The organism is Amycolatopsis nalaikhensis, assembly GCF_030264295.1.
Classification (GTDB): domain Bacteria; phylum Actinomycetota; class Actinomycetes; order Mycobacteriales; family Pseudonocardiaceae; genus Amycolatopsis; species Amycolatopsis nalaikhensis.
In genome coordinates this window covers 6,505,797-6,531,690 of record NZ_CP127173.1, presented here as the reverse complement: position 1 = coordinate 6,531,690, position 25,894 = coordinate 6,505,797, and the positions used below count along the sequence as shown (strand labels likewise).

The 25,894-nt window shown below is 72.2% G+C and carries 23 protein-coding genes and 1 tRNA gene; 5 read left to right on the top strand and 19 right to left on the bottom strand.

Going from position 1 to position 25,894, the window contains the following annotated elements:
* Positions 1 to 25: 25 nt before the first annotated feature.
* Positions 26 to 550 carry a hypothetical protein gene (locus QP939_RS32000; RefSeq protein WP_414641740.1) on the bottom strand — a complete coding sequence of 175 codons (525 nt, stop codon included), beginning with the start codon at positions 548 to 550 and terminating at the stop codon, positions 26 to 28.
* Positions 551 to 584: 34 nt separating this feature from the next.
* The gene (locus tag QP939_RS31995; protein ID WP_020646628.1) at positions 585 to 1,199 is read right to left on the bottom strand and encodes an ANTAR domain-containing response regulator; all 615 of its coding nucleotides are present in this window, start codon (positions 1,197 to 1,199) and stop codon (positions 585 to 587) included.
* A 174-nt stretch (positions 1,200 to 1,373) separates the two neighbouring features.
* Between QP939_RS31995 and QP939_RS31990 the strand changes: the two genes are divergently transcribed.
* A tRNA-Leu gene (locus QP939_RS31990) sits at positions 1,374 to 1,447 on the top strand.
* A gap of 86 nt (positions 1,448 to 1,533) precedes the next feature.
* Here the strand turns inward: QP939_RS31990 and QP939_RS31985 are convergent.
* The 3 genes from QP939_RS31985 to QP939_RS31975 form a co-directional block, all read right to left on the bottom strand.
* Positions 1,534 to 2,286, bottom strand: a complete 753-nt coding sequence (locus QP939_RS31985; RefSeq protein ID WP_285449934.1) for a hypothetical protein — start codon at positions 2,284 to 2,286, stop codon at positions 1,534 to 1,536.
* 72 nt (positions 2,287 to 2,358) lie between these two features.
* Positions 2,359 to 3,528 (bottom strand): cytochrome P450, encoded by a 1,170-nt coding sequence (locus QP939_RS31980; protein WP_285449932.1) that lies wholly within the window; start codon positions 3,526 to 3,528, stop codon positions 2,359 to 2,361.
* Between the two features lie 6 nt (positions 3,529 to 3,534).
* Positions 3,535 to 4,467 (bottom strand): PDR/VanB family oxidoreductase, encoded by a 933-nt coding sequence (locus tag QP939_RS31975; protein ID WP_285449931.1) that lies wholly within the window; start codon positions 4,465 to 4,467, stop codon positions 3,535 to 3,537.
* Positions 4,468 to 4,551: 84 nt separating this feature from the next.
* Between QP939_RS31975 and QP939_RS31970 the strand changes: the two genes are divergently transcribed.
* On the top strand, positions 4,552 to 5,304 hold the full coding sequence (locus QP939_RS31970) for an IclR family transcriptional regulator (protein ID WP_285449929.1): 753 nt from the start codon (positions 4,552 to 4,554) through the stop codon (positions 5,302 to 5,304).
* A 196-nt stretch (positions 5,305 to 5,500) separates the two neighbouring features.
* Here QP939_RS31970 and QP939_RS31965 read toward each other — a convergent pair whose 3' ends face one another.
* The 10 genes from QP939_RS31965 to QP939_RS31920 form a co-directional block, all read right to left on the bottom strand.
* On the bottom strand, positions 5,501 to 7,270 hold the full coding sequence (locus QP939_RS31965) for an amidohydrolase (protein ID WP_285449927.1): 1,770 nt from the start codon (positions 7,268 to 7,270) through the stop codon (positions 5,501 to 5,503).
* Between the two features lie 121 nt (positions 7,271 to 7,391).
* Positions 7,392 to 8,984, bottom strand: a complete 1,593-nt coding sequence (locus QP939_RS31960) for an amidohydrolase (RefSeq protein ID WP_285449926.1) — start codon at positions 8,982 to 8,984, stop codon at positions 7,392 to 7,394.
* On the bottom strand, positions 8,981 to 10,027 hold the full coding sequence (locus QP939_RS31955) for an ABC transporter ATP-binding protein (RefSeq protein WP_285449925.1): 1,047 nt from the start codon (positions 10,025 to 10,027) through the stop codon (positions 8,981 to 8,983). Before QP939_RS31955 ends, QP939_RS31960 begins: the two co-directional genes overlap by 4 nt.
* The gene (locus QP939_RS31950; RefSeq protein ID WP_285449924.1) at positions 10,017 to 10,832 is read right to left on the bottom strand and encodes an ABC transporter permease; all 816 of its coding nucleotides are present in this window, start codon (positions 10,830 to 10,832) and stop codon (positions 10,017 to 10,019) included. The genes QP939_RS31955 and QP939_RS31950 overlap by 11 nt, the downstream gene beginning before the upstream one ends.
* Positions 10,825 to 11,691, bottom strand: coding sequence for an ABC transporter permease (locus QP939_RS31945; RefSeq protein ID WP_285449923.1), 867 nt, complete (start codon positions 11,689 to 11,691; stop codon positions 10,825 to 10,827). Before QP939_RS31945 ends, QP939_RS31950 begins: the two co-directional genes overlap by 8 nt.
* A gap of 25 nt (positions 11,692 to 11,716) precedes the next feature.
* Entirely contained in the window at positions 11,717 to 12,721 is a 1,005-nt protein-coding gene (locus QP939_RS31940) for an extracellular solute-binding protein (protein ID WP_285449922.1), read from the bottom strand.
* A gap of 11 nt (positions 12,722 to 12,732) precedes the next feature.
* Complete coding sequence (locus QP939_RS31935; protein ID WP_285449921.1) at positions 12,733 to 14,040, bottom strand: aminotransferase family protein; 1,308 nt, start codon at positions 14,038 to 14,040, stop codon at positions 12,733 to 12,735.
* Between the two features lie 20 nt (positions 14,041 to 14,060).
* Positions 14,061 to 15,494, bottom strand: a complete 1,434-nt coding sequence (locus tag QP939_RS31930) for an NAD-dependent succinate-semialdehyde dehydrogenase (protein ID WP_285449920.1) — start codon at positions 15,492 to 15,494, stop codon at positions 14,061 to 14,063.
* A gap of 178 nt (positions 15,495 to 15,672) precedes the next feature.
* Positions 15,673 to 16,254 (bottom strand): TetR/AcrR family transcriptional regulator, encoded by a 582-nt coding sequence (locus tag QP939_RS31925; RefSeq protein WP_285449918.1) that lies wholly within the window; start codon positions 16,252 to 16,254, stop codon positions 15,673 to 15,675.
* 69 nt (positions 16,255 to 16,323) lie between these two features.
* Positions 16,324 to 17,433 carry an FAD-dependent oxidoreductase gene (locus tag QP939_RS31920; RefSeq protein ID WP_285449917.1) on the bottom strand — a complete coding sequence of 370 codons (1,110 nt, stop codon included), beginning with the start codon at positions 17,431 to 17,433 and terminating at the stop codon, positions 16,324 to 16,326.
* 70 nt (positions 17,434 to 17,503) lie between these two features.
* Between QP939_RS31920 and QP939_RS31915 the strand changes: the two genes are divergently transcribed.
* Positions 17,504 to 18,193, top strand: a complete 690-nt coding sequence (locus QP939_RS31915; protein WP_285459895.1) for a TetR/AcrR family transcriptional regulator — start codon at positions 17,504 to 17,506, stop codon at positions 18,191 to 18,193.
* A 95-nt stretch (positions 18,194 to 18,288) separates the two neighbouring features.
* Here the strand turns inward: QP939_RS31915 and QP939_RS31910 are convergent, their stop codons facing one another.
* Positions 18,289 to 19,608: an alpha/beta fold hydrolase gene (locus QP939_RS31910; protein WP_285449916.1), complete on the bottom strand. Its 1,320-nt coding sequence runs from the start codon at positions 19,606 to 19,608 to the stop codon at positions 18,289 to 18,291.
* The gene (locus QP939_RS31905; protein ID WP_285449915.1) at positions 19,605 to 20,903 is read right to left on the bottom strand and encodes an MFS transporter; all 1,299 of its coding nucleotides are present in this window, start codon (positions 20,901 to 20,903) and stop codon (positions 19,605 to 19,607) included. The genes QP939_RS31910 and QP939_RS31905 overlap by 4 nt, the downstream gene beginning before the upstream one ends.
* A gap of 118 nt (positions 20,904 to 21,021) precedes the next feature.
* Between QP939_RS31905 and QP939_RS31900 the strand changes: the two genes are divergently transcribed.
* The gene (locus tag QP939_RS31900; RefSeq protein ID WP_285449914.1) at positions 21,022 to 21,876 is read left to right on the top strand and encodes a PaaX family transcriptional regulator; all 855 of its coding nucleotides are present in this window, start codon (positions 21,022 to 21,024) and stop codon (positions 21,874 to 21,876) included.
* 4 nt (positions 21,877 to 21,880) lie between these two features.
* Here the strand turns inward: QP939_RS31900 and QP939_RS31895 are convergent, their stop codons facing one another.
* A complete protein-coding gene (locus QP939_RS31895; RefSeq protein ID WP_285449913.1) occupies positions 21,881 to 23,185 on the bottom strand; it encodes an MFS transporter in 1,305 nt (434 codons plus the stop codon).
* A gap of 40 nt (positions 23,186 to 23,225) precedes the next feature.
* Positions 23,226 to 24,713, bottom strand: a complete 1,488-nt coding sequence (locus QP939_RS31890; RefSeq protein WP_285449912.1) for an argininosuccinate lyase — start codon at positions 24,711 to 24,713, stop codon at positions 23,226 to 23,228.
* A gap of 142 nt (positions 24,714 to 24,855) precedes the next feature.
* On the opposite strand from QP939_RS31890, the gene QP939_RS31885 reads away from it, so the two are divergent.
* Positions 24,856 to 25,848 (top strand): LacI family DNA-binding transcriptional regulator, encoded by a 993-nt coding sequence (locus QP939_RS31885; protein ID WP_285449911.1) that lies wholly within the window; start codon positions 24,856 to 24,858, stop codon positions 25,846 to 25,848.
* Positions 25,849 to 25,894: the final 46 nt, after the last annotated feature.

Below are 25,894 nucleotides of genomic sequence, written 5' to 3'. Positions count from 1 at the left end.
CGGCTGCTTTCGGCCGGGCCCCTTCTCATAGCTTGATGTCGGTGCCGGTCAGGTTCTTCATGTCGGTGATCGTGGGCCCGCCGAATGCCCGGAGCGTGACCGGCTTGCGGTCCTTGGGGATGTCCCAGTAGAGGTCGAACTCGACGCGCACGCCGTGGCCGAGGTCGAACTGGCCGGGCTGGCGCTTGATCAGCATGGCCTGCTCTTCGGGCGGGTGAGCCGCGCCCTGGTCGTCGACGAGCAGCTGGCGTTTGGTGTCGAACAGGACGCTCGAGGTGCCGGTGTTGGTGACGACCAGCCGCAGCCGCACGAACTGCCCCTTGGCGGGGAACTCGGTGTGGCTCCCGGTGATGCTGGGCAGCCCGGCGGCGAGGCCGATGAGGTCGAACTCGGTGTCGCCGTTCTTGGCGGGCGCGACCTTGAGGGCGGTCTCGTCGGGCCGCACCTGCCGCGGCGGCAGCTCGTAGGTGGTGGGCGCGGGGGTGCTCGGCTGCGCGGCATCGCAGCCGGTCAGCAGCATGACGGCGACGACGGCCGGAAGCAGTTTCACCCGGGTGATTCTGCCCGCCGGCCGCCGTGTCCGGCTAGCTCCCGATGCTCTCGACGACGGCCTCGGCGACGGCCTTCATGGTGGTCCGGCGGTCCATGGCGGTGCGCTGGATCCAGCGGAAGGCGTCGGGCTCGGTGAGGCCCTGACGGCTCATGAGCAGGCCTTTGGCGCGGTCGATGACCTTCCGGGTCTCGAGCCGATCGGTGAGCCCGGCGACCTCGGCCTCGAGGGCCTGCAGCTCGGAGAACCGGCTGACGGCGAGCTCGATGGCGGGCACCAGGTCCCGCTTCGCGAAGGGCTTGACGAGGTAGGCCATGGTCCCGGCGTCGCGAGCGCGTTCGACGAGGTCACGCTGGCTGAAGGCGGTGAGGATGACCACGGGCGCGATCCGGTCACCGGTGATCTTGGAAGCGGCCTCGATGCCGTCGAGCTTGGGCATCTTGACGTCGAGGATCACGAGATCGGGCTTGAGATCGGTGGCCAGCGCGATGGCCTGCTCGCCATCCCCGGCCTCCCCGACGACTTCATAGCCCTCTTCACGCAGCATTTCGACGAGGTCCAGCCGGATGAGCGCCTCGTCCTCCGCGACGAGCACCCGACGCTGCGGAACGGTGGCGGCACCGTTGGCCTCGGTAGCCTGATCGGTCACCGGGGTCCTCCTGAAGACTCGGCGGGACGTTCGGTTTCGCGGCTTCCCGCGAACCTGAAGCCTACCGGGAACGATCCAGTTGACGAGATGGCGTTCACCACGTAGTGGCGGTGGCGACACCGATGGACCCGGTCACTGGCCGGATCCGGTGATCCCGTAGGGTTACGACGTCACGCCCCCGTAGCCCAACTGGCAGAGGCAACGGATTCAAAACCCGTCCAGTGTGAGTTCGAATCTCACCGGGGGCACAGTGGCCCACCAGCACGAACGTTGCCGGGGCATCCGGCCGCCTACGGACTCCGCCCCCGATACGCCCCCGAGAGTCGGGCTGTGATCAGGGGGTGGCCAGCGCGGCCTCCGGGCCGCACGGTTTCTCCTGCATCTGGTCGCGCCCGTTCAGTGACCACACTTTGACCGCGCCGTGCAGGCGGTGGCCCATCGTGCAGTCTCCAGTACTCGTGAAGAGGGCCACGCCCACATCCGCACCCTTGACCTGGAAAGCAGTTTCCGGCGGGATGGCGGCGAGGTGGGTCTCCGGGTCCACTCGCGGGGCAGGCAAACCAGTCGCCAGCGCCGTACGGACATCCGCGTCGCTGGGCGTTGTGGGCAACTTGCCGAGAAGAACTTCCAGCGCCGGCGCGTATTCCGGCGGGATGTCCCGCCGCGGCAAGGGCGCCGGCGTTATCGGCGCGGCGTTCGCCGGGCATGTGGTCCGGTCCACCGCGGTCGGCCCGTAGTAGTTGAACTCGACGGCGTAGCACGCGTCGAACGCCGGCGTTGTGTCCCAGCCCGTGCCCGCGGCACGGTGGATCCGCCACACCAGGTGCGCGAACGGGTCGTCGGCCGCGCTGTGGGCCAGGTCTCTGGCCTCGAGCACGCTCAAGCTGTCGCTGCGGCCCAGGGTGGTAGCCAGCGCCGCCCGGGCGAGCCCGGCCGCGTCGGGCTGCCGCGGGTAGCTGATCGCGTCCGCCAGCGTGGTGGACTGGCGGTCGGTTTCGGCGTCGCCCGTTGCCGATTCGAAGATGCCGCAGGCGGCCAGGAGCAAGCCCGCACCGAACAGCGTCAGAACCCCGCCCACCATCCGCATGGATCACACGCTAGCGACGTCACGGCGTCGCGCACATGAGTAGATCTGCTCAGGTCCCACGGGAAGCGGGGTTCAGCTCGACACCCGCACCGGTAGCGACTCCCAAGCCCGCAGCGTGTTGTTGTGGTGACGTCTCGGCACCCCGTCCAGCTCGATCCTCCGCACCCGCCGGACGAGCGCCGCCAGCAACGCCTCCGCTTCGAGGCGCGCCACGTGCTGGCCCACGCACTGGTGCAGACCCATCCCGAAGCCGACGTGGCCGGATGGGTCGCGCGACAAGTCGAACGCGTCCGGGTTGGGCCAGCGGCGGGGGTCTCGGTTGGCCGCCCCCAGGAACATCAGCACCTTGCTCCCCTCGCCGATCCGCACGTCGCCGATGCGGACTTCTGTTGTCGTCGTGCGGAAGAACGTCTGGACCGGGGACTCCCAGCGCACCGCCTCGTCGAACGCCACCCTGACGAGGCCCGGGTTGTCACGCAAGCGCTGCCACTGCTCCGGGTGCGTGGCGAACGCGTGCAATACCGCCGAGAGCGCGTGCACCGTCGTGTCGACGCCCGCCGTCAGCAGTGACCGCACGATCAGGGGCGCCTGCTCCGGCGTGATGTCGCCGCGGTCGGCTGCCGCCCAGATGTCCGCGCCGAAGCCCGCCGGGGCCAACGCCTCGCGGCTGCAGCGACTGGCCACCCAGGCTGACAGCTCCGCCACCCGGGGCTCCCCGCGCGCGACGAGGTCGTTGGCCGGGCCGAACGCGTTGAACGCGTGGTCTCCGTACGGGAGCAGGTTTTCCCGGCCGTCCGGGGGAAGACCTACAGCGTCGGGGAACACGCGCAGCGGAAACGCGTGGGCCAACGCCGTGGCCGCGTCGAGTCGGGACCCGCGCGCCAGGACCTCGTCGACCAGTTCCTCCGCGTCGGCCGTCCACTGTGTACGCAGCCTCCGGAGGGCGCGGGGGCCCAGGACCTTGCTCAGCACTCGGCGAGGCGCGTCGTGGTGGGGTGGGTCCGCCTCCAGCAGCAGGCTCGGTGGCCGCCACGGTTTCTCGGTCCGGAAGTTCGTCAGACCGACTCCCGCCGCCGACTGGAACCGTTGCCAGTCCGTGAGGGCCGCGTGCACCTCTTCGTACCGGGCGACGGCGTAGACGTCGTAGCGGGACAGGTACACGACCGGCCCCGCGTCGCGGAGTTCCGCGTGCATCGGCAACGGGTCTTCCAAGACGGCGTGGCTGAACGGGTCGATGGTCATGGCACCTCACAAATCCAGGACGAGACGGTCGGACAGGGATCGCGACACGCAGACGAACATGCAGTCGTCCGCGGCGCGTTCGTGGTCCTCGAGAATCGCGTCGCGGTGTTCGGGCCGCCCCGCGAGCACCGTCGTCTCGCACGTGCCGCACGTTCCCTGGCGGCAGGACGACAGGACCTCGACGCCCGCGCCGGCGACGGCGTCCAGGACGCTCGTCGACGGCGGCACCGTGACGAGGAGTCCACTGCGGACCAGCTCGACCTCGAACGGCTTGGTGCGCGCCGGTTCCCCCGCGTCGGCGACGAACCGCTCGGTGCGCAGCGTGTGCGGTGGCCACGGCTCGCAGACCCGCTCGATCGCGTCCAGCAGCGGGGCCGGGCCGCAGGCGTAGATCTTGACGTCCGGCCGCGGTGCGCCGAGGAATCCGGCGAGGTCGAGCAAGCCGTATTCGTCTTGCGGCCGGAGGAGGACGCGGTCGCCGTAGGCGGCGAGTTCGGCGAGGAACGCCATCGACGCCCGGTGCCGCCCGCCGTAGAGCAGCCGCCACCGCGCGCCGAGCAGCTCGGCCTGGTGCACCATCGGCAGCAGCGGCGTGATCCCGATGCCGCCGGCGACGAACAGGTACTCCGGCGACGGCACCAGCGGGAAGTTGTTCCGCGGCCCGCCGACGCCGACCTCGTCGCCGACGTCCAGCTCGTCGTGCACGTACGCCGAACCGCCACGCCCGCCGGGCTCGCGCAGCACCCCGATCCGGTAGCGCCCCGGGTCCCAGCGGTCCCCGCACAGCGAGTACTGCCGGGTCCCGGTGGGCAGGACGACGTCGATGTGCGAACCGGGCGTCCAGTCCTTCAACCGGCCGCCGTCCGCCGCGGCCAGCTCGAGCGTCACCACGCCGTCGGCCGCGACCGTCTTGCGGTGGACCCGCAGGGAAGCGTTCATCGGACGACGATCGCCGAGCCACCGCCCGGCGAGGAAACGAACTCTCAATGGACGAGAGAACCCGAGGCGGCGATACTCGGGCCCATGGCACGGGCACCCACCGGCGAGTCGTCCATCGCCCGGGCGGCGCGGATCATCGCCGCCTTCACCGCCGAGGAGACGTCGCTGACCGTCTCCGAGATCGCGCGGCGCACCGGCCTGCACATCGCCACCGCGTCCCGGCTGATCGCCGAGCTGACCACGCACGGCCTGCTGGCCCGCGGTCCCGGCCGCGAGGTCCGCGTCGGGGTCCGGCTGTGGGAGCTCGCCGCCCGGGCCTCCCCCACGACCTCGCTGCGGGACGCGGCGATGCCGTACCTGGAGGACCTGCACGCGGTCGTCGGCCACCACGCCCAGCTCGCCGTCCTCGACGGCGACGACGTGCTGTTCGTGGAACGGCTCTCGGCCCGCGACGCGGTGATCAACTACTCCCAGATCGCCGGGCGGCTGCCGGTGCACCTCTCCTCGAGCGGGCACGTGCTGCTGGCCTACGCGCCCGCCGAAGTGCGCGAGCGCGTGCTGCGACGCCCGATGCGGCGCTACACCGCGGCGTCGATCACCACCCCGGGCCAGCTGGAGCACGCTTGGGCCGCCGTCCGGAAGCAGGGCTACGCGCTGCTGCCCGGGCACGTCCACGAGGACGCGACCGGCATCGCGGTACCGGTCCGCGACGCGCTCAACGACGTCGTCGCCGCGCTCTCGATCATCGTCCCGAACGACGAACACGCGCACGCCGGGCTCCCGGCCCTGCTCGCCGCGGCGCGCGGCGTCACCCGCACGCTGTCCGGCAGACGCTGACCCAGCGGCGTGCTCCGGCCGAAGGTGGAAGGCGGGCCCGCCCCTGCACGGGCCCGCCTTCCCACGCCACCTCGCTCCCCCGATGAAACGAGGCCGGTCGCTCGTGCGTGAAACCTTCGCGGTCGGCTCCCGTGACAGGGGTTCGGGGCAAGATCCCTCATCAGGGGGAGGTACCGCGGCAGGAGCGGTTCAAGGCTCAGCCTCGGATCTCCTCCGCCACCTCGCAGCAGCAACGGCCGTTGTGGGAACAGCCGGACGTCGTCAACGCCGCGGCGTCCGCGAGCGTCCCCTGAGCACCGCTCGACCGCTCGTAGACCACCCGCCCGTCCACCACCGTCGCGGTGATCGGGAGGGTGCCCAGATCATGCGGGTCCACCTCGAGCACGTCGCCGCCCACCACGCAGATGTCCGCCGCCTTGCCCGGCTCGAGCGTTCCCTTCCAGCTCTCCGCGTGGTCCTGCCACGCCGACGTCGACGTGTACGTCGCGAGGGCTTCGCGCACCGTGATGCGCTCCGCCTCGCCCGCCACCTGACCCGCCGCTCCCTCGCGCAGCGTCGCCGCCAGCACGCCGCGCAACCACGCCGGGGCCACCACCGGCGCGTCCGACCCCGACGCCACCCGGACCCCCGCGTTCAGCGCGCTGCGGTACGGCCACTGGTACTCCGTCAGCTCCGGCCCGATGATCGACTCCAGCACGCGGCCCTGCAGGTACAGGATCTCCGCGTTCAGGTTGGCCCCGATGTCGTGGCGGGCCATCGTCCGCAGCGTCGCGGCCGACGGGAAGTTGCAGTGGATCACGTAGTGCCGCAGGTCGGGCCCGCCTGCCTTGACGTAGCCCGCGACCACCGCGTCCGTGGTCGCGTCGCCGGTGGCGTGCGTGCCCACCTGCATGCCCGCGTCCGTCGCGAGCCGAATCATCTCGTGCAGGTTCGCGATCTGCTCCGCCGTGTTCGCGCCGTCGATGACCATCGTCCCGTTGGTGCCGTCGAGGTACGGCTGGTTCATCCAGGACGTTTGGAACCGCGGGATGCCGTCGGCGTACACCTTGATCCCGGCCACCCGCACGAACCGGGGGTCGACGTCCTTCGCCGGCCGGTAGCCGCCCAGGATGCGGCGGACCGTCGCCGGGGCCATCCCGCCCGACAGCAACGCCGTGATCCGCATCGGCAACCTCCGCGCCCGCGCCTTGTCCCGGTAGATCTCCAGCGTGTCCAGGCCGATGCCTGGCTCGGTCAGGCTCGTGATGCCCACCGCGTGCAGGAGACCCACCCCGATGTCGATCGCCTGGGACACCTCCGCCGCGCTGAACGCCGGGATCACCGACTGCACCAGGTTTCTGGCCGTTTCGCGCAAGACGCCGGTGGGCTCGCCGTCGGCGTCCTTGTCGATCACCCCGCCGACCGGCGGCACCGTGTCGCGGGTGATGCCCGCGAGCCGGAGCACCGCCGAGTTCACCGAGATCGCGTGCCCCGAAAAGTCCTTCAGCACCACCGGGTGGTTCCCCGACACCGGGTCGATGTCGGCGGCCCGCGGCGCACGCGGCAGCTTCAGCTCCTGCCAGCCGCCGCCGCGGATCCACGAGTCGGGCGACGGCGCCTGGGCGACCGCCGCGCGCACGGCCTCGACCACCTCGTCGATCGTCGCTTTGTCGACGTCGTACGTCCACGGTGGACGGTTCAGCCCGAACGAGCTCAGGTGCAGGTGCGAGTCGTTGATGCCCGGCAGCACCGTGCCACCGGCGGCGTCGAGCAGCTGGGTGCGCGGACCCGCGAGGCGCTTGACCTCTCGCGCGCCGCCGACCGCGAGCACCCGCCCGCCGCGCACCGCGATCGCCTCCGCACTCCGGAAGTGCTGGTCGAGGGTCAAGACCCGGCCATTGTGGACGATCAGGTCGGCGGGGCCGCTCCTCGCCTCGGCGGTCCCCGCCGGGAACGCGCCCGCCACCGCGGCTCCGGCGGCCGCCATGACGGCTCCCCGCAACACTTGCCGTCGGCCCAGATCACTCTCCATGGAACTCTCCTTACCTTGGCGTTTCCGTGCAGGACGAACTCGGCCGGGCACGCGGCTCGGCCGTGAATACCGAAAATCAGGCGGTGACCACGCGGCCGCCGACCAGGGTCAGCACCGGCCGCAGCGCCAGCAGGTCGGGCGCCGGGACCGTCAGCGGGTCGGCGTCGAACACCGCCAGGTCCGCGAACCGGCCGACGGCCAGGCTTCCTTTGCGGTGCTCCATGCCTTCCAGCCACGCCGGACCGGACGTCCACAGCGCGAAAGCCTCTTCGCGCGTCAGCAGGTCGCCCTCGTCCGGACGGGCGAAGGGGTTCGGGCCCGGCGCTCCCGTGAACGTCGCGACCCCTCGCCGCCAGTCCGGGTTCGTCACCGGGGCGTCGGAGCTGTCCGCCACCGAGACCCCGTGGTCGAGCAGCGCCCGGGCACGGAATGCTTGCGACCACCGGGTTTCGCCGACCGTCCGCACCATCGACGGCCCGCTGAACGTCCGCATGAGCGAGCTGGTGATCACGCCGATCCCGGCGCGGGCGAGCCGCTCGTGGACCGGCGGCGTGAGGAACGTGCCGTGGATCAGCACGTGCCGCGCCCCGGGCCACGGGTCCGCGGCCTGGGCCGCTTCGATCGCGTCGGCCACGGCGTCGGCCGCGCGGTCCCCCGTCACGTGGACCTGCACCTGGACCCGGCGGCGGTGGGCCACGGCGACGAGCCGGTGCAGCTCGGCGACCCGCTCCTCGGTGGTGCCACCGGGCGTGACGAGGTCGCCGTGCCCGCCCGCGGGGTACGGCTCGTGCATCCAGGCCGTGCGGTGGGTCGGGACGCCGTCGGCGAACAGCTTGATCCCGCCCGCCCGCAGGAAGTCGTCGCCGCCGAAGGAAGCGCCCTCCAGGTGAGCGGCCAAGCCCTCGGCCGAGCTGGTCGGCGACGGCCAGTCCCAGTGCAGCAACGCGGTGACGCGCACGGTCAGCCTGCCCTCGGCGTGCAGGTCGCGGTAGTCACGCCACAGCTCCGGCGTGACGATCGGATCCGTCACGCTGGTGACGCCGAGGGCGTTGAGCCGCGCCATCGCGCGCACGATCGCGTCGAGCCGCTCGGCCCGGCTCGGCCGCGGCAGCAACCGCGCGACGAGGTCCTGCGCGCTTTCCACCAGCAGCCCGGTCGGCCCGCCGCGGGCGTCGCGGACGATCTCCCCGGCCACCGGATCCGGGGTGGCGGCGGTGATCCCCGCCCGCCGCAGCGCGGCACTGTTGGCCCACACCGAATGCGACGACGCGTGGTGCAGCACCGCGGGCCGGTCGCCGGTCACGCCGTCGAGCCAGGCCCGGCCGGGTTCGGCGGCGCCGGACGCGAACTCGGCGATCGTCGTTTCCCGCCAGCCGCGGCCGACGACCCACTCGCCGTCCGGGGCGGCCGCCAGCGCCTCGGCGACCGCGTCGAGACTCGCCGCGGCGGACAGGTCGACGCAGAACTCGGGGCCGCTGAGCGCGTGCCACACCAGGTGCAGGTGCGCGTCGTTGATGCCCGGCACCACCGTCCGGCCGTCCAGTTCGATCACCCGGGCGGTGTCCGAGACGACGTCGTCGCCGACGGCCGCGATGAGGCCGTCCCGCACCAGGAGCGCGGTCCCGCCGCCGTGGACGGTTCCGCCGCGCAGCAGCAGCTCCCCGCTCACCCGGCCGCGCTCCCGGCCAGTTCCGGCGTGCCCACCGGGTCCGGCACCACGGCTTGGTGCTCCGGGTGCCACGCCACGGCGACCTCCAGGCCGGGCCGGTGGTCGTGGACCGCACCGGCGGGCAGGATCGCGCACCCGCGCGCGCCGTCGGCGTAGCGCAGCCAGACCCGCGTGTGGTCGCCGACGTACACGACGTCGGTCACCGTCGCCCCGGCGCGCTGGTGTCCACTCGGGACGGACTCGGCTCCCGGGTGGAGGGTCACGCGCTCCGGACGCACGATCGTCACCTCGCCGGGCGTCAGCCGCAGCGAGTTCGACTCGCCGATGAACTGGGCGACGAACAACGTTTCCGGGCGCTCGTAGAGGTCTTCGGGCGTGCCGATCTGTTCGACCCGGCCGTGGTTGAACACGGCGATGCGGTCGGACAGGGTCAGCGCCTCCTGCTGGTCGTGGGTGACGAACAGGAACGTCATGCCGAGCTCGCGGTGCATCCGGGCGATCTCGCGCTGCAGCTGGTCGCGCAGCTTCTTGTCCAGCGCGCCGAGCGGCTCGTCCATCAGCAGCGCCCGCGGCTCGTAGACCACGGCCCTGGCGAGCGCGACGCGCTGCTGCTGCCCGCCGGAGAGCTGGCGGGGGAAGCGATCCGCGACCGCCGTCAGGTCGACCATCTCCAGCACCTCGGCCACCCGGCGGTCGATCTCCGCGCTCGGCCTGCCCCGGCGAGCGAGGCCGAACGCGACGTTGCGGGCGACCGTCATGTGCGGGAAGAGCGCGTACTGCTGGAACACCACGCCGAGGTTGCGCCGGTGCGGTTTGAGCCGGGAGATCTCCCGGCCGTCGACGGTGATCGACCCGGCGGACAGCGGCGTGAAGCCGGCGATCATCGACAGCATGGTCGTCTTCCCGGACCCCGACGGCCCGAGGAAGGTCATGAACTCGCCGTCGGCGATGTGCAGCGACACGTCGTCCACCGCCGGGCGGTCGACGCCGGGGTAGGCCTTGGTCACGTGCGCGGTGGTGATCCCGCGGGTGTCATCGGTCATGGTGGCTCCGTCGGCGAAGGATCTGGGGCACGAGCAGCAAAGCAGTGGTGAACACGACGATGAGGCTGGAGGCCGCGGCGATGGTCGGGTCGATCTCGAGGACGATCGACTCGTACATCCGCACGGGCAACGTCTTGATGTCGGGGGTCTGCAGGAACAGCGCGATGACGACCTCGTCGAACGACGTCGCGAAGGCGAACACGAACCCGGAGGTGACGCCGGGCGCGATCAGCGGCAGCACCACCGTCCGCAGGGTGGTCAGCCGGGTCGCGCCGAGGCTCGCGGCGGCGCGTTCCATCGTCGGGTCGTACCCGGCGAGGCTCGTCTGCACGGACGTGACGACGAACGGCAGGCCCAGCACGGCGTGCGCGAGCACGAAGCCGAGCATGGTGCCGTTGAGCTGCCAGCGCAGGAAGACGCCGTAGACCGCCACCGCGACGACGATCCCGGGGAGGATCATCGGGGCCATCAGCACCTGGCGCACGACGCCCCGGCCGCGGAAGCGGGCACGGTCGAGCCCGAACGCGGCGGCGACGCCGAGCACGGTGGCGAGGGCGGCGGCCAGCAGTCCCACCTGGACGGAGTTGGCCAGCGCGGCCAGCCACTGCTTGCTGCCGAAGAACTCGCCGTACCAGCGCCACGACCAGCCGTCGGGCGGGAACTGGAAGGTCGAGCCGGCGCCGAAGCTCATCGGGATGACCACGAGCGTCGGCACGACGAGCACGAAGCCGACGAGCACCACCCACACCCGCAGTCCCCAGCCGAGCGTGCGTTCGTGCCGGGCGCGGACCAGGTTGTCAGCCACGGTCGGTCCCTCCCGCCGCGCTGGTGGCCACCGGCGCCGCGACGCGGCTGATGGCCGCGAGCACGACCAGGGTGATCACCAGCAGGATCGCGCCGAGCGCGCCCGCGCCGGCGAAGTCGAGCAGGTCGTTGACCTGCGTGCCGATCACCTGGGCGGCGAGCGCCTGCTGCGGGGTGCCCAGCAGCGCCGGGGTGATGTAGAAGCCCAGGGACATGATGAACACGACCGAGACGCCCGCGAGCACGCCGGGCAGCGACAGCGGAAGGTAGACGCGGAGGAACGCGACGGGCCCGCGGGCGCCGAGGCTGCGGGCGGCGTGCAGCAGGTTCCGGTCGATGCCCAGCATGGTGTTCTGCAGCGGCAGCACCATGAACGGCAGCATCACCTGCACCATCGCCACGGTCACCCCGGCGACCGAGCCGAGCAGCGCGACGCCGGGAATCCCGATGGCGTCGAAGGCTTTTTCGATGACGCCACCGCGTTGTTCGAGGACGTACCAGGCGAAGTTGCGGGCCATCACGCTGGTCCAGAACGGCATCAGGACCAGCAGCGTCAGGAGCCCGCGGGCGCGGCGGCCCACCCGGCTCATGGCGTAGGCGTACGGGTAGGCGACGACGAGCGTCGCGACCGTGATGACCGCGGCGGTCCGCAAGGTCCGCAGCACCACCCGGATCTGCACTTCGTCGCCGAGCACGGCGAGGTAGTTGCCGACGCCGAAGTCCGGTTCGGTGAAGCTGCGCCAGAGGATCACGGCCAGCGGGTAGCAGAAGAACACCAGCAGCAGCGCGGCGGCGGGCAGCAGCAGCCACGCGGCGCGGGAACGGGGCGGGGCGACGGGCCCCGCGAGCACGGCGGTCATCCGGTCATCCAGTCCGACCAGGTCTTCACGACCTCGATCCGGTTCGCCGCCCACCATCGGACGTCGCTGAGCACGCGCAGGTCCTCCTTGTCTTCCCCCAGATGTCCAGGTCGCGGGCGGCCGCCGGGTAGACCGGTTTCGCCGCCGTGTTCGCCGGTCCGATGCCCGCCTGTTCGGCGAACGCGGCGGCCCGCGCGGGTTCGGACGCGTAGCGGATGAGGTCCTTCGCCCGTTCCGCGCGCCGGGATCCCTTGGGGACGACCAGCACGTCCCACGTCACCGGGATCGGCACCCCGGAGACGACTTTCCATTGCGTGGCACCGGTTTTCAGCAGGGAGTAGGCGCGGGCGCTGACGATCAGCGCGATGTCCGCCTGCCCGCCGGCCATCCGCTGCTGCTGGTCGCCGTAGGTGCTGGTGATGGTGAGCTCCGGGCGCACCCGGTCGTACACCGCGAGCGCGCGCGGCACGTCGAGCGGGTAGAGCCGGTCGGCCGGGACACCGTCGGCGAGCAGGGCCGCCTCCAGCGTCCCGACGCTCGGGTCGCCGCCGTAGATGATCCGCCGGCCGGGGAAGCGCTGCGGGTCGAAGAAGTCCGCGAGCTTCGTCGGCGGGTGCGCGCCGTAGACGTCCGCGTTGTACATCAGGGTCATGCCGAAGAACGCGTCCGGCACTCCGCACGGGGTGAGCGTGCGCTCGGGGAACGAAGCCGCCAGCGGTCCCATGTCGACCGGCTCGACGAGGGTGCCGCACGCCTGGGCCGCCACCGACGCTTCGGTGTCGACGACGTCCCAGGTGACCTTGCCCGCTTCCACCATCGCCTTGAGCTTGGCGGTGCTGGAGGGGCCGTCGATGGTGACGGTCGTGCCGGTCGCGGCCGTGTAGGGGTTCAGCCACGCCGAGCGCTGACCGGCCTGGTAGGCGCCCTGGCCGTAGGAGACGAACACCACGGAGTTCTCGCCGCCTTCCGACACGGCGCACCCGGTCGCCAGGAGCAGTACCGCCGCAGACAGCACCTTCGGTATCCGCACGGTCCCTCCCCTCAGCCCGCGGCCGCGGCGACGTGGCGGCACAGGACGTCGGCGAGCGTGTCGACCTGCGCCTCGGTGATCACCAGCGGCGGCGAGAGCACGATGCTGGCGCCGGAGGCTCGCACCACGACGCCGTCCGCGCGGCAGCCCGCCTGCACGGGCGCGGTGGGCGTGGCGCCGTCGAACTCGATGCCGAGCATCAGGCCGACGCCGCGGACCTCGCGGACGTGCGGCAGCTCCGTCAGCGGTTCGAGCCGCTCCCGCAGCCGCTCGCCGAGGACGCGGGCCCGCTCCAGGAGGTTCTCCCGCTCGATGATGTCGAGGTTGGCCAGCGCGACCGCCGAGCCGACGGGGTGGCCGTTGTAGGTGAAGCCATGCAGGAAGGTCGCGCCGTCGGCCAGGTCGAGCACCCGCTGTCCGATCAGGACCGCGCCCATCGGGATGTACCCGCTGGTGAGGCCCTTCGCCAGGACGACCATGTCGGGTTCGATGCCGAAGTGCTCGCTGCCGAACCAGTGCCCGGTGCGCCCGAACGCCGTGACGATCTCGTCCACGATGAGCAAGATTCCGTTGCGGCGCAACACTTCCTGCACACGCGGCCAGTACCCCTCCGGCGGCGGCACCATGCCGCCGACGCCGAGGACCGGCTCGCCGATGAACGCGGCGATGCGGTGCGCGCCGATTTCCTCGATGCGCCGTTCCAGCTCTTCGACGAGCCGGTCGGTCGCGTCCGGGCCGTGCTCGAGGCCGTGCGGCTTGCCGAGCCACTCGACGCCGGGGACGAGCGGGCCGTACCCGGCGCGCAGGCCGTCGATCCCGGTCGCGGCCAGCGAGCCGCCGCCCATGCCGTGGTAGCCGCCGGTGCGGGCGAGGATCACCGTGCGCTCGGGCGAGCCGGCGTGGTGGTGGGCCAAGCGGGCCAGCTTGATCGCGGTCTCGTTGCCCTCGGAGCCGCCGTTGGTGAGGAAGACGCGCTCCAGCCCGGCGGGCGCCAGCGACAGCAGCCGGTCGGCGAGCCGGATCGAGGGGGCGTTGGAGTAGTCGCCGAAGGACGAGTAGAACTCCAGCCTGCCGATCTGCTCGGCGGCGACGGCGGCCAGCTCGGCCCGGCCGTGCCCGACCGGGCACTGCCACAGTCCGCAGGTGCCGTCGATGTACTGCCGCCCTTCGGTGTCCCAGAGCAGGGCTCCTTCGCCGCGGTCGAGGACGAGCGGTTCGGCCGGGGCGCCGATGACGGTGTGGGGGTGGATGAGCCGGCGCCGGTCGAGGTCGGCGAGCTCGGCGGTCGGCGACGCGGGCGCGTCGGTCGTGGTGGTCACGGGTTTCCTTTCGCAGCGGGTCAGAAGCGGAGGGCGACGGCTTTGGCCTCGGTGTAGGCCTCGATGCCTTCGCTGCCGCCTTCGCGTTCCTGGCCGGAGTTCTTCTGCCCGCCGAACGGCAGTTCGGGGCGAACCGGGGCGGGGTCGTTGACGCCGATGACGCCGAAGTCGAGCCGGTCGAGCGCGCGCCAGACGCGGCGCAGGTCGGTACCGAAGACGTAGGCGGCCAGGCCGTATTCGGTCGCGTTGGCGAGGTCGACGGCTTCGTCGTCGTGGTCGAAGGCCGCGACGGCCAGCACCGGCCCGAAGGTCTCTTCGCGGGAGATCAGCATCTCGGGCGTCACGCCGGCGAGGACCGTCGGCTGGAAGAAGTGCCCGCGCAGCGCGGGATCGCCGGGTTCCCACCGGCTTCCGCCGACGACGACGCGGGCGCCGTGCTCGACGGCGTCGGCGACCTGCCGCTCGACCTTCGCCAGCCCGGCCGCGTCGATCAGCGGGCCCACGGTGACGCCGTCGGTGTCGCCGCGGCCGACCCGCAGCGCGGCCGTCTTCTTCTCGATCAGGGCAAGCAGGTCGTCGTGGACGCTCCGGTGCACGTAGAGCCGGTTGAGCGCGGTACAGCTCTGCCCGGCGTTGAAGAACTTCGCCGTCACCAGCCCGGCCGCGGCGGCTTCGAGGTCGGCGTCCGCGAAGACGATCGCCGGCGAGTGGCCACCCATTTCGAGCGACGTCCGGCGCAGCACGGAACCGGTGCGCCGCAACAGGCCGAGACCGACCTCGGTGGAACCGGTGAAGCTCATCTTGCGCAGGCGGCCGTCGGCCAGCAGCGCGTCGACCAGCTCGGCCGGGCGCGAGGTGGTCAGCGACTGCAGGACACCGGCGGGAAGCCCGGTCTCCTGCAGGATCTCCAGCAGCGCGGTCGCGATCAGCGGGGTCTGCTCGGCGGGCTTGGCGATCACCGGGCAGCCGGCCGCCAGCGCGAGCCCGACCTTGCGCAGCAGCATGCTGGCCGGGAAGTTCCACGGCGTGATCGCGAGCACCGGCCCGACCGGGCTCCGCAGCACCAGCCCGGGGCCGGCCGCGCTCGACGGCGTCACCCGGCCGTTCGCCCGCCGCCCCTCTTCGGCGGCCCATTCGAGCATCCGGGCGCCGTTGAGCAGCTCTCCCCTGGCTTCGGCCAGCGGCTTGCCGTTCTCCCGGGTGAGCAGCCGGGCCAGCTCCGAGCTTCGGGCCCGGATCGCGGCGGCGGCCGCGCGGAGGTGGCCGCCGCGGGTCTCCGGATCCGTGTCGGCCCACTCCCGGAAGGCGGCCGACGCGGCGTCGAGGGCGGCACGGGCGTGCTCGGCCCCGGCGTCCGACGCGGACCCGATCGGCTCGAGGCTCGCGGGGTCGACGACGTCGAACGCCGGGCCGTCGGCGATCCAGTTCCCGTCGACCAGCAAAGTCGCTGACATCCGAACACCTTTCCCATCCGTGGTTTCCGGCCACGAAGTCTGAACCGCCGCTGTTGACTAAGTCAACACCTGAACGGCGAAAATTCCGGAATCTTCACCAAGCCCCGAAGTCCGGGGAAAGAAAAAGGCGGCCGCCACTCGTCTCCGCATCGGAGACGAGCGGGCGACCGCCGTTTGTTCAGCGGGCGACCGGGTGGGCCGCCGCCTCGAGGAGCATCCGCAAGGCGTCGAGCGCGGCACCGGGATCGGCCTCGGGATCGGCTACCTGGTGCAGGAACATGCCGTCGAGGGCGTAGTAGACGAGCGCGGCCAGACCCTCGGGCGGCTCTTTCCCCGCTGCCGCCAGATCCTTGGCGACGGCCGCGAGATAACTGTCGTAGAGGCGCCGGACAACGGGCCGCAACTCTTCCCGCACCCGCGATTCCACGACGAGCCGATATTGGAAAACCTGAATGTCGGCGCTTTCGGTGAATCGTTTGCGAACATTCGCGCCGTCGGCGAAAACACCCGTCCGCGCACCGAGCAGACCGTTTTCGCTGCTTTCTTCGAGCACCCAGTCGAGCGACGACCGCAACAGGTCGTCGAGCGAGGCGAAGTGGTGCTGCACGGCCCCGGTGGTGACCCCGGCCGCGGCGGCGACGGCCCGGTAGGTCAGGCCTCGAACTCCTTCCCGGGCGACAACCTCGACAGCGGCCTGCTGCAGCGCCCGTTTCCTCTCTTCGGGGGCCCGCCGCCCCGTGCGGCTCGACGTGCGACCCACCTCCTCCGGTGGCGGTGACATTACAAACGTAATCTAGCCAGGTCAAGCCCCCTCCGCAGCCCGGGCCCCTCAGCCCGGTTGGAAGAACTCGAGCAGCCGCCGGGCCGCGTCCGGGGACATCAGCAGCTCCTGCATGTCCGCCGACATCCGGGCGGCCGCGCCGGTGCGCTCGAACATCTCGCGCTCGTACTCCTCGACGGCGGCCGGGATGTCGTCCGGGTGCGCGGCCAGCGCGAGCGCCAGGAAAGCTCCGTCGAGCAACGCCTGGTTGGCGCCCTGCCCCACCGGCGGCATCAGGTGCGCGGCGTCGCCGATCAAGGTGACGTCCGGCCGGGACGGCCACGTCAGGCCGACCGGGAGCGTCGTGAGCGGCCGCGGCACGACGACGTCGTCGCACGCCTCGATCAGTGCCGTGACTCGCGGGTGCCAGCCGGGGAGCAGTTCGATCAGGCGTGCCCGAGCGGCGGCCGGGTCGTCGAACGGGATCCCGCTGGTGGCGAACCAGTCCTCGCCGGTGTTGAAGAAGTTGATGCCGATGCGGACACGGCCGTCGCCGTTGCGTTGCGCCGCCAGGGAAATCCCGTCGCCGAACACCCAGTAGTTGCCGCGGCCGACCATCGCCGAGAGGTCGGGGTGCGTGCGGTCGATGTCGGGGATGCCGATCTCGACGGAGTTCTGACCGAGGTGCTCCGGACGCGCGTCGGTGAGCAGCGCGCGGACGCGGGACTGCGCACCGTCCGCGCCGACCAGCAGGTCGTACCGCGTGCTGCGGCCGTCGGCGAAGTGCACCACGCCGTCGCCCGCGGAGCGGTAGGCGTACCCCCAGCGCACGGTGCCTTCGGGGAGCGAGTCCAGCAGCAGCGCGCGCAGGTCGGCGCGGTCGACCTCGGGGCGGTCGAGCGGGGCGTCGTCGGGCGTGTCCTCCTGCAGCAGCAGCGTGCCGTCCGGCTCGAGCAGGCGCATGTCCTGGCCTTCCCCGCGGGCGATCGCGAAGAACTCCTCGAGCAGGCCGGCCTCGCGCAGCGCCCGCTGCCCGGAGTGGATGTCGAGCATGCCGCCCTGGCCGCGGGCGTCGCGGGACGGCTCACGCTCGTAGACGACGGCCTCGAGGCCGTGGACGTGCAGTACCCGGGCGAGGGCCAGGCCGCCCGGGCCCGCTCCGATGATCGCGATGGTCATGGTCGCATCCCTCCGATACGGTGTATTTCTCAATACACTGTATCGAACGATGCGGTATAAGGTCGGCGCCATGGTGGTGTGGGAACGGCCGGAGCCGCCGGAACGCCCGGTGCCGGCCCCGCTGAGCCGCGAGCTGATCGTGCGGGCGGCGATCCGGCTGGCCGACGCGGACGGCCTGGAAGCGGTGTCGCTGCGCAAGGTCGCCGCCGCGCTGGACGCCGGGCCGATGCGGCTCTACGGCTACATCGAAGGCAAGGACGAACTGCTCGACCTGATGGTCGACGCGGTGTACGCCGAGATCCGGCCGACCGGCAGCGGGTGGCGCGAGGTCCTGCGGTCCGTGGCCGAGCTGACCCGCCGCGCCGCCCACCGGCACGAGTGGTTCGCCGATCTGCTCGGCGGGCGGCCCCAGCTCGGCCCGAACGCATTGGCCAGGGGCGAGGCCGTGGTGGCCGCGATGGACGGCGTCGACGTCGACCGCGTCATGCCGGTGGTCGACGCGGTGAACTCGTACGTGATCGGCGCGGTGCGCCGGGAGATCGCCGAGCGCCGCGCCGAACGCACCAGCGGGATGGACAAGCGGCAGTGGCAGCGAGCGTACGGCCCCTACCTGGAGCGGACTTTCGCGACCGGCCGGTTCCCCGCGCTGGCGACGGTCATCCGCGACGCCGTCCACCTCGACGCCGACGAGATCTTCGAGGCCGGGCTCGGCTACCTCCTCGACGGCATCGGAGCCAGCCTCCGCGGCCGACCGAGCTGAAGGGGACGTTCGTCTCATCTGATGCGCTGAAGGGCCCTTTCCTCGCATCTGATGCGAGGAAAGGGCCCTTCAGCGCATCTCGACTGGGCGGCACGTCACCTTTCCCGCGGACCCGGCGTGAGCGCACCCACCAGGAGTGGCACGGCGAACCGCGTGTAGCGGCCCGTCCCGGCGACCGCGTTGAGCACGTCGGGCTCGGCCGCGTTCCCCCACCGGCCCGTCGTGATGCGGGTTTCGAGCGCGTGCAGCCCGGCGATCGTCTCCGACGGCTCGAACGCGCAATGCCCGGCACCGGCGACGTACGCCTGGCGCAGCAACGGCCCGGCACCCGCCGACGCCACCCGCCGCGCGTACCAGTTCTCCTGTTCCACCGGCACCAGGTGGTCGGCCACCGTGTGGAGGTTCAGTTCCGGCCCACGCAGGCGTCCGGTCGGCACCGACGTCCTGGCCAGCGTCGTGACGGCGCCCGGGTCGGCCGTGATGTCCGCGTCGCGGCTGAGCTTCGCCAGGTCGGCGTCGAGGCTCAGCCCCGCCCGCCGGTACAGCTCGCGGACCTGGCGCGCGTGGCTGCTGCTCGCGAACATCGCCGCGTAGTCGGCGCCGCGGGTGGCCGCGCTGTTGCCGCCCGCGGCCAGCTCGATCTGGTAGCGGCCGGTCAGCACGAAGCCGAGGACGAACTCCGTCAGCGCCTGTTCCTGGTGCGCCTCTTGGGTTTCGTAGTCACTGGGCGGCGTCGGGCCGGTGTACCACGTCGGCATGTTCAGCAGGGCGGCGGCGAGCGCGATCCGGGCCCGGCCCGCGGGCGTGGCCTGGGCGGCGCTCGTGACCCCCGTCAACGTCGACGCCGCGGCCGTCGCTTCCTCCTGGCTCGCGTAGCGGACCAGCTTGATCGACTGCTCGGGCGCGAGCAGGTGGGCGAGCGCGTACTCGCCGTGCAGCTGGTAGGCGTTGAGGTTCAGCGCCCCGGCGACCAGGCCGCACGTCGTCAGGGTGCCGTCGACGCGGTGGTCCTCCGCCTCGCGCGCGCTCACCAGCCCGCCCATCGACGTGCCCCACGCGATGGTGCGTTTCGCCGGGCCGATCCGCGCTTCGAGCGCGGCCAGCGCGTCGAACTGGTCGCGGACCGCGGACTCCAGCGCCCACCACGACGGTCCCGAATAGGACGAGCCGACGAGCGCGTACCCCTCGCCGAGCAGCGCCTGACCGGTCGCCTCGTCCGGTGCGTTCCGCGGCTCCAGCGGGCCGAAACCGTGGCTGTACAAGATGATCGTGCCGTTCCACGCGGCCGGGACGTCCGCGACCCACGTCGCGCCGTCCGGCAGTGCTCCGGTGTGGTGCCCGGCTTCGGTGGCTTCGGCCGCCGGTGCGAGACCGACCGCGAGCACCGCCGCGAACACCCAGGCAACGAGCTTCACCGCTCCACTCCCGTCAGCCGCTCCGCGACCGGCTCGGCCAGGTCGTCCCGGTGGCTTTCGCGCAGGATGAGCACGCACACCACGGTGAGCAGGCAGCAGGCCGCGATCACCGTCGAGATCACGCCCGTGCCCGCCCCGGCGACGGCCGCGAACACGACCGGCCCGATCCCCGCGCCCAGCCCCGCGATCTGGTAGCCGAGCGACGCGCCCGTGTAGCGCGTGCGGGTGGCGAACAGTTCGGTGCAGAGCGCGGCGAGCGGGCCGTACATCGCCGGGTGCGCGATCGACTGGCCCAGCACGACGGCGAGCGTCAGCAACGCGGCGGAACCCGTGTCGATCAACGGGAACAGCAGGAACCCCACGATCGCGACCGCCACCGCGCCGCCCAGCACGACCGGGCGGCGGCCGACGCGGTCGGACAGCGCCGAGAAGCCGATGATGCCGAGCACCGCGCCGATCGAGGACACCGTGATCGCGTTGAGCACGGTCTGCCGGACGAATCCCGCTTGCACCGCATAGGAAAGGACGTAGGTGGTGAGCGTGCCCTGCGCGACGAACGCGGCGAAGCCGACGCCGATCGCCAGCAGCAGGTTGCGCGGGTGGCGCAGCACTTCGAGCAGCGGGGCACCAGTCGGACGACGCGTCGCGGCGAACACCGGGGTCTCCTGGACCTTCAGCCGCACGAACAGGCCGATCGCCAGCAGCACCACGCTGAGCAGGAAGGGGATGCGCCAGCCCCACGCGAGGAACTGCGCGTCGGTGGTCACCGCGCCCATGAGCGTGAGCAGCGCCGTCGAGACGACCATCCCGCTGGGCGCGCCGGCGTTGGTGAAGCTCGCCCACAGCCCGCGCCTGCTGGTCGCGTGCTCGGCCGACATCAGCACGGCACCGCCCCACTCCCCGCCGACGGCGATGCCCTGCAGCACGCGGAGCACCACCAGCAGGATGGGCGCCCACACCCCGATCTGCGCGTAGGTGGGCAGGATGCCGATCAGCGTGCTGGCGACGCCCATCATCGTCATGGTGATCACGAGCATCCGCTTGCGCCCGAGCAGGTCGCCGAAGTGCCCGAAGACCACGCCGCCGATCGGCCGCGCCAGGTAGCCCGTGGTGAAGGTGCCCAGGCTGGCGATGGTGCCGATCACCGGGTCCAGGTTCGAGAAGAAGACCTTGTTGAAGACCACCGCCGACGCCGTGGCGTAGAGCAGGAAGTCGTAGTACTCGATCACGCTGCCGAAATAGCTGGAGAGCACCGCGCGGCGCAGCTGCGCTCGCGTCCGGGAGTTGTCTGCCATCGCGTGTTCCACCCGTCGCCGACCTCGCGTGACCCGTGTCACGCGGGGTCGAACGTTAGGCAAATTTGAGACCGCAGTCAACAGTCTGCCCAATGTCAACGTCGCTTATGCTCGCGACGTGACCGATCTAGCCGTGCCGGAGGCCGAGGAGGGCGTAGGTGCCGAGACCCCGCGGCCCCAGGCGCTGCTGCTCGCGTTCCTCGGCGGGCACGTCCTCGACCGCGGCATCCACGTCGCGACCGCGAGCGTGCTGGACGTGCTGGACCGCGCCGGGATCTCCGAGCACGCCACCCGGTCCACACTGAGCCGGATGGCCCGGCGCGGCCTGCTGCACCGGGTGCGCCGCGGCCGCAACGTCTACATCGGACTGACCGACCGGTCGCGGGCGATCCTGCACGACGGCGAGCGGCGCATGTGGCGCGACGGCGTCGTCGACCGGCAGTGGGACGGCACCTGGACGCTCCTCGGGTTTTCGATGCCCGAGTCGTGGCAGCGGCAGCGGCACGCCCTGCGTTCCCGCCTGCTGTGGGCCGGGTTCGGCGGCCTCCAGGGCGGGCTGTGGATCGCGCCGGGCGACGTCGACGTCCCGCCGCTGCTCGACGGCCTCGGCGCGGACGAGCACGTCAAGGTCTTCCAGGCCCGCGCCCTCCCGCCGACCGACCTGGCCGAGATCATCCGCGAGGCCTGGGACGTCGAGCGGCTGGCCGAGCGCTACCGGGCGTTCCTGGCCCGCTGGGAGGACCCGCCCGCGCACGCCCCGGACAGCCTGGCCCGCGACCTGCTCCTGGAGTCCGGCTGGCTGCAGACGATCCGCGCCGACCCGCGGCTGCCCCGCGAGCACCTGCCGGCCGACTGGCCCGCCGAACCGGCCCAGGAGCGGTTCTTCGCCCTCAGCGCCGAGATCAAGCCCGCGGCCCGGGCCATCGCGGCCGAGGTGCTCGACACGATCACCGACGCCGAGGCCGAGGACTGACCGGTCAGCGCACGCCGCGGATCAGCTGGGCGACGATCGCCCCGACGATGGCGAACCCGGCCGCGCTGAGGTAAAGCGCGGCGTAGTTGTGGCCGCCGCCGATGGCGAGGAACAGCGGCGCGATCGCGGGCGCGACGGTCTGCGGCAAGGCGTTGGCGATGTTGAACACGCCCATGCCCTTGGCCGCGCCGGTTTCGCGGTCCGGCAGCACGGACGCCACGAGCGCGTAGTCGACACCCACGTAGGTGCCCTGCCCGATCCCGGCGATCGCGACACCGACGAGGAACCCGGTGAGCGTCGACGAGGTCGCGATGACCACCATGCCGGTGCCGAAGAGCAGTGAAGCCGCGATGATGAACACCTTGCGCCGCCGCACGAGGTCGGACAGCCAGCCCGCGACGTTGCTGGCCACGACCACGCCGATCCCGAGGATGAGCATCGTCCAGCCGAGCACCGCGGCGGCGCGGGCGCTGCTGTAGCCGAGGTGGTCCATGAGGAAGTACGTCTTGTAGGTCAGCAGCAGCGACTTCCCGACCCACACCAGGAACCGGCTCAGGAACGCCCACGCGAAGTCGCGGTGCCGCAACGGGTTGATCCACAGGCTGCGCGGGAAGCTCGCCCACGACAGCCGGGGCAGCTCCGCCCGCGTCTTCGGGACTTCCTTGAGGTAGCAGGCGAAAGCGAGCACCAGCACCAGCCCGATCACGGCCGGGACGACGAACATCCCCAGGCCGCGGGTGCCGGTGAACTGCACCAGGAACGTGCCCGCCACCTGCGCGACCTGGTTCGTCATGCCCATCAGCCCGGAGACGGTGCCCCGGCGGTGCTCGGGCACGCGGTCGGGCAGCACGGCGATCAACGCGGCGACGGCGGCGTTGAGGGCCACCTGCGTCAGGCACCACCCCAGCAGCACCACCGGGATCGACGGGGCGATCCCGATGACGACCAGGGAGACCACGCCGCAGGCGACGCCGCCCACCATGAACGGCCGCCGCCGTCCCCACCGGGAGGTGCAGAGGTCGCTGAGCCGCCCGAAGACCGGGTTGGAGACCATCGCGAAGATCGCGCCGACGCCGGTCACCAGGGCGAGCGAGGACGCCTTGCCCGCCGGGTCGAGGTCGGCGATCCGCAGCGCCAGCGTGACCGAGGCGGGGGTCAGCAGGGCGACCCACACGCCGACGATGGCGAGCACGTAGAGGCCGACGAACAGGCGGCCGACGGGCTGCCCGGTCAGCCGCCGGGCCTGCTCCGGCCCGCTTTCCGGCGGTTCCGCGGCGAGCGAAGGCGTGTCGGGACGTGGTGTGGCCACGGGTGACTCCTTTGTCGAGGTGACGGTAACGGACGGAAGATCAGGCGGGCGGCTCTTCGGCCAGCGCGCGGGCAGCACGCAGGAGCCGCGCTTCGGCCCCGGAGACGGACTCGGTGATCGCTTCGACCGCCGAGCGGTGGGCTTCGAAGTCGTGCGCCGCTTCGGCGGCGAGCTCCTTGCGGCGGACCGCGGCCGTGCCCCCGGGACTGTCCCGGCTCTCGACGAACGCCCGCGGATCCAGGAGCTCGGCCAGCCGCGCGGCCGGGTACTCGCGCAACGGCCCTTCGGCGAGGTCCGGCCACACGGTCCCGTCCGGTTCGCCCGCCGCTTCGTGCGCGGCGACGAACCGGGCGACGACGTCGTGCGCGGCGCGGAAGCTGAGGCCATGGGCGCGCACCAGGTCGTCGGCCAGCGCACTCGCCGTCGACCAATGCCTGCCCGCCGACCGCGCGAGGCGTTCGACGTCGACCTCGAGGGTGCGCACGACCTGCCCGAGCAGGCCGAGCGCACCGGCGGTCTCGCGGCAGTAACCGGGCAGCCGGTTGTGGACGTACCCCTGGTCGGCGTCGGTGGAGGTGGCGAAATGCAGCACGCCGAGCTGGGCGGCGCCCCACCCGGCCGCTTCGCCCGCCAGGCCGCGGATGCGTTCCAGGACAATGGGATTGCGCTTCTGCGGCATCATGCTCGACGTGCCGCACAGCGACGCGGCCAGGCGCACCAGCCCTACTTCCGACGACGACCAGTAGTAGAGGTCGGACGCGCACCGGGCGGCCCCCGACAGCACCAGCCCCAGCGTGGCGGCCAGCTCGGCCCCGGTGTCCATCGCGGACAGACCGGCGTCACGCGCGTTGCGGACCGGCCGGGCGAACCCGAGGTGCGCGGCGGTCGCCTCGCGGTCGATCGGCCAGGACGTCCCGCTGTGGGCCGCGCCGCCGAGCGGGCATTCGTTCAGGCGCTCGTACAGCTGCCGCACGCGGGCGAGGTTGCGGGAGACGACCCAGTAGTGGGCGTTGAAGTAGTGCCCGAGCGTGGTCGGCTGGGCGTGCTGCAGGTGGGTGTAGCCGGGGGCGAGGACGTCGTCGTGGTCGTCCGCCGCGGCCAGCAGGACCCGGCCGAGGTCGACGAGCCCGACCAGCACCGGGAGCAGGGCCGCGCGGTTCGCCAGCCGCACGCCGGTCGCCTTCTGGTCGATCCGGCTGCGTGCCCGCTGGATGTCCAGGCCCGCCGGCCCGCACCGCTCCTCCAGGTACCGCTCGAGCTGGAGCGCGATCGTGCCCCGCGCCGGATCGCCGGCCAGCACGCGCGCGGGGTCGTCGTCCAGCAGCCGCAGCAGCGCCCGCGCCAGCGAGCGGCCGTGCGCTCGGTCGAACACGCCCTGTCGGGTCAGCATGAGGACGTGCGCCAGGTCGACGCGGACGTACTCCGCGGCCGCGGCGACCTCGTCGGCCAGCTCGACCGCGTTGACGTGGGCCACCAGGCCGGGGTCGGGCCGCGCGCCCAGCCGCCCGTCGGTCAGCACCGGCTCCATCGAAGGCACCTCCGGATGTAAACGATGACATTCTGATGTAAACGATGACATGAGGGAGTGTCAGCCACCGCCTCCCCGATGTCAACGATTACATTGGTCGGGAGACCGAGAGGGGCCGAAGGTGGCACAGGGTGGGCGGCGCGTGACGCTGCGAGAGGTCGCGAGCGCCGCCGGCGTGAGCACGGCGACGGTGACCCGGGTGCTGCAGAACTCGCCCCTCGTCGAGGCGGACACGCGGGCGCGCGTCCTCGCCGCGGTGCAGCGATTGGGCTACTCCCCCAACCCGATCGCGCGGAACCTGCGCACGGGCGGCCGCGAGGGCGCCGTCGGCCTGGTGACGGCCGGGTTCACCAACGTGTTCCAGGCCGGCGTCGCCGCGGGCGCCGAGCGGGAGCTGCGCCGCGCCGGGCTGCACCTCGTCATCGGCTCGACCGACGACGACCCCGCCCGCGAACCCGAGCTGGCGCGCGCGATGATCGACCGCCGGGTCAGCGCGCTGCTGATGATGCCGGACGGCGACGACCGCGATTTCCTCGCCGCGGAGCACACGTTCGGCACGCCGGTCGTGCTCGTCGGGCGCCCGGCCAACGGGCTGGCGGCCGACGTAGTGATGACCGACGACGACGAAGGCGTGCGGCAGGCGACCGGACAGCTCCTCGAACTGGGCCACCGGCGCATCGCGGTGCTGGCCGGACGGCCCGGCTCGTTCCGCGCCCGGCAGCGGATCGACGGCTTCCGCGCCGCGCTCGCCCGGACCGACGTCGCCGAGAACCCCGACCTGGTCGTCGGCGACCTCACGTCCCCGGACGAGGCCAGGGCGGCGGTCGCGAAGCTGATGGCACGCCCCGAACCGCCGACCGCGGTGGTCGCGCTGAACCTCGGCATCACGACGGGAGTCCTGCTCGACCGGATCGCCCACCAGCGCCGGACCGCGTTCATCGGCCTGGACGAACACGACCTGACGGCCGGGTTGGGTGTCTCGGCGGTCGTCCGCGACCCGCAGGAGATCGGCCGCCAGGCGGCGGCACTGGCACTCGACCGGATCAACGCCCCGGGCAGCCCGGCCCGCACGGTGACCGTCCCGTGCCGCTTCCTCCGGCGGGGTTCGGGCGAAATCCCGGTCGACGCCTGCTGAATCCGCGTCCCCGGCCGCGCACCGGAAACCACCGGCGTGCGCGGGC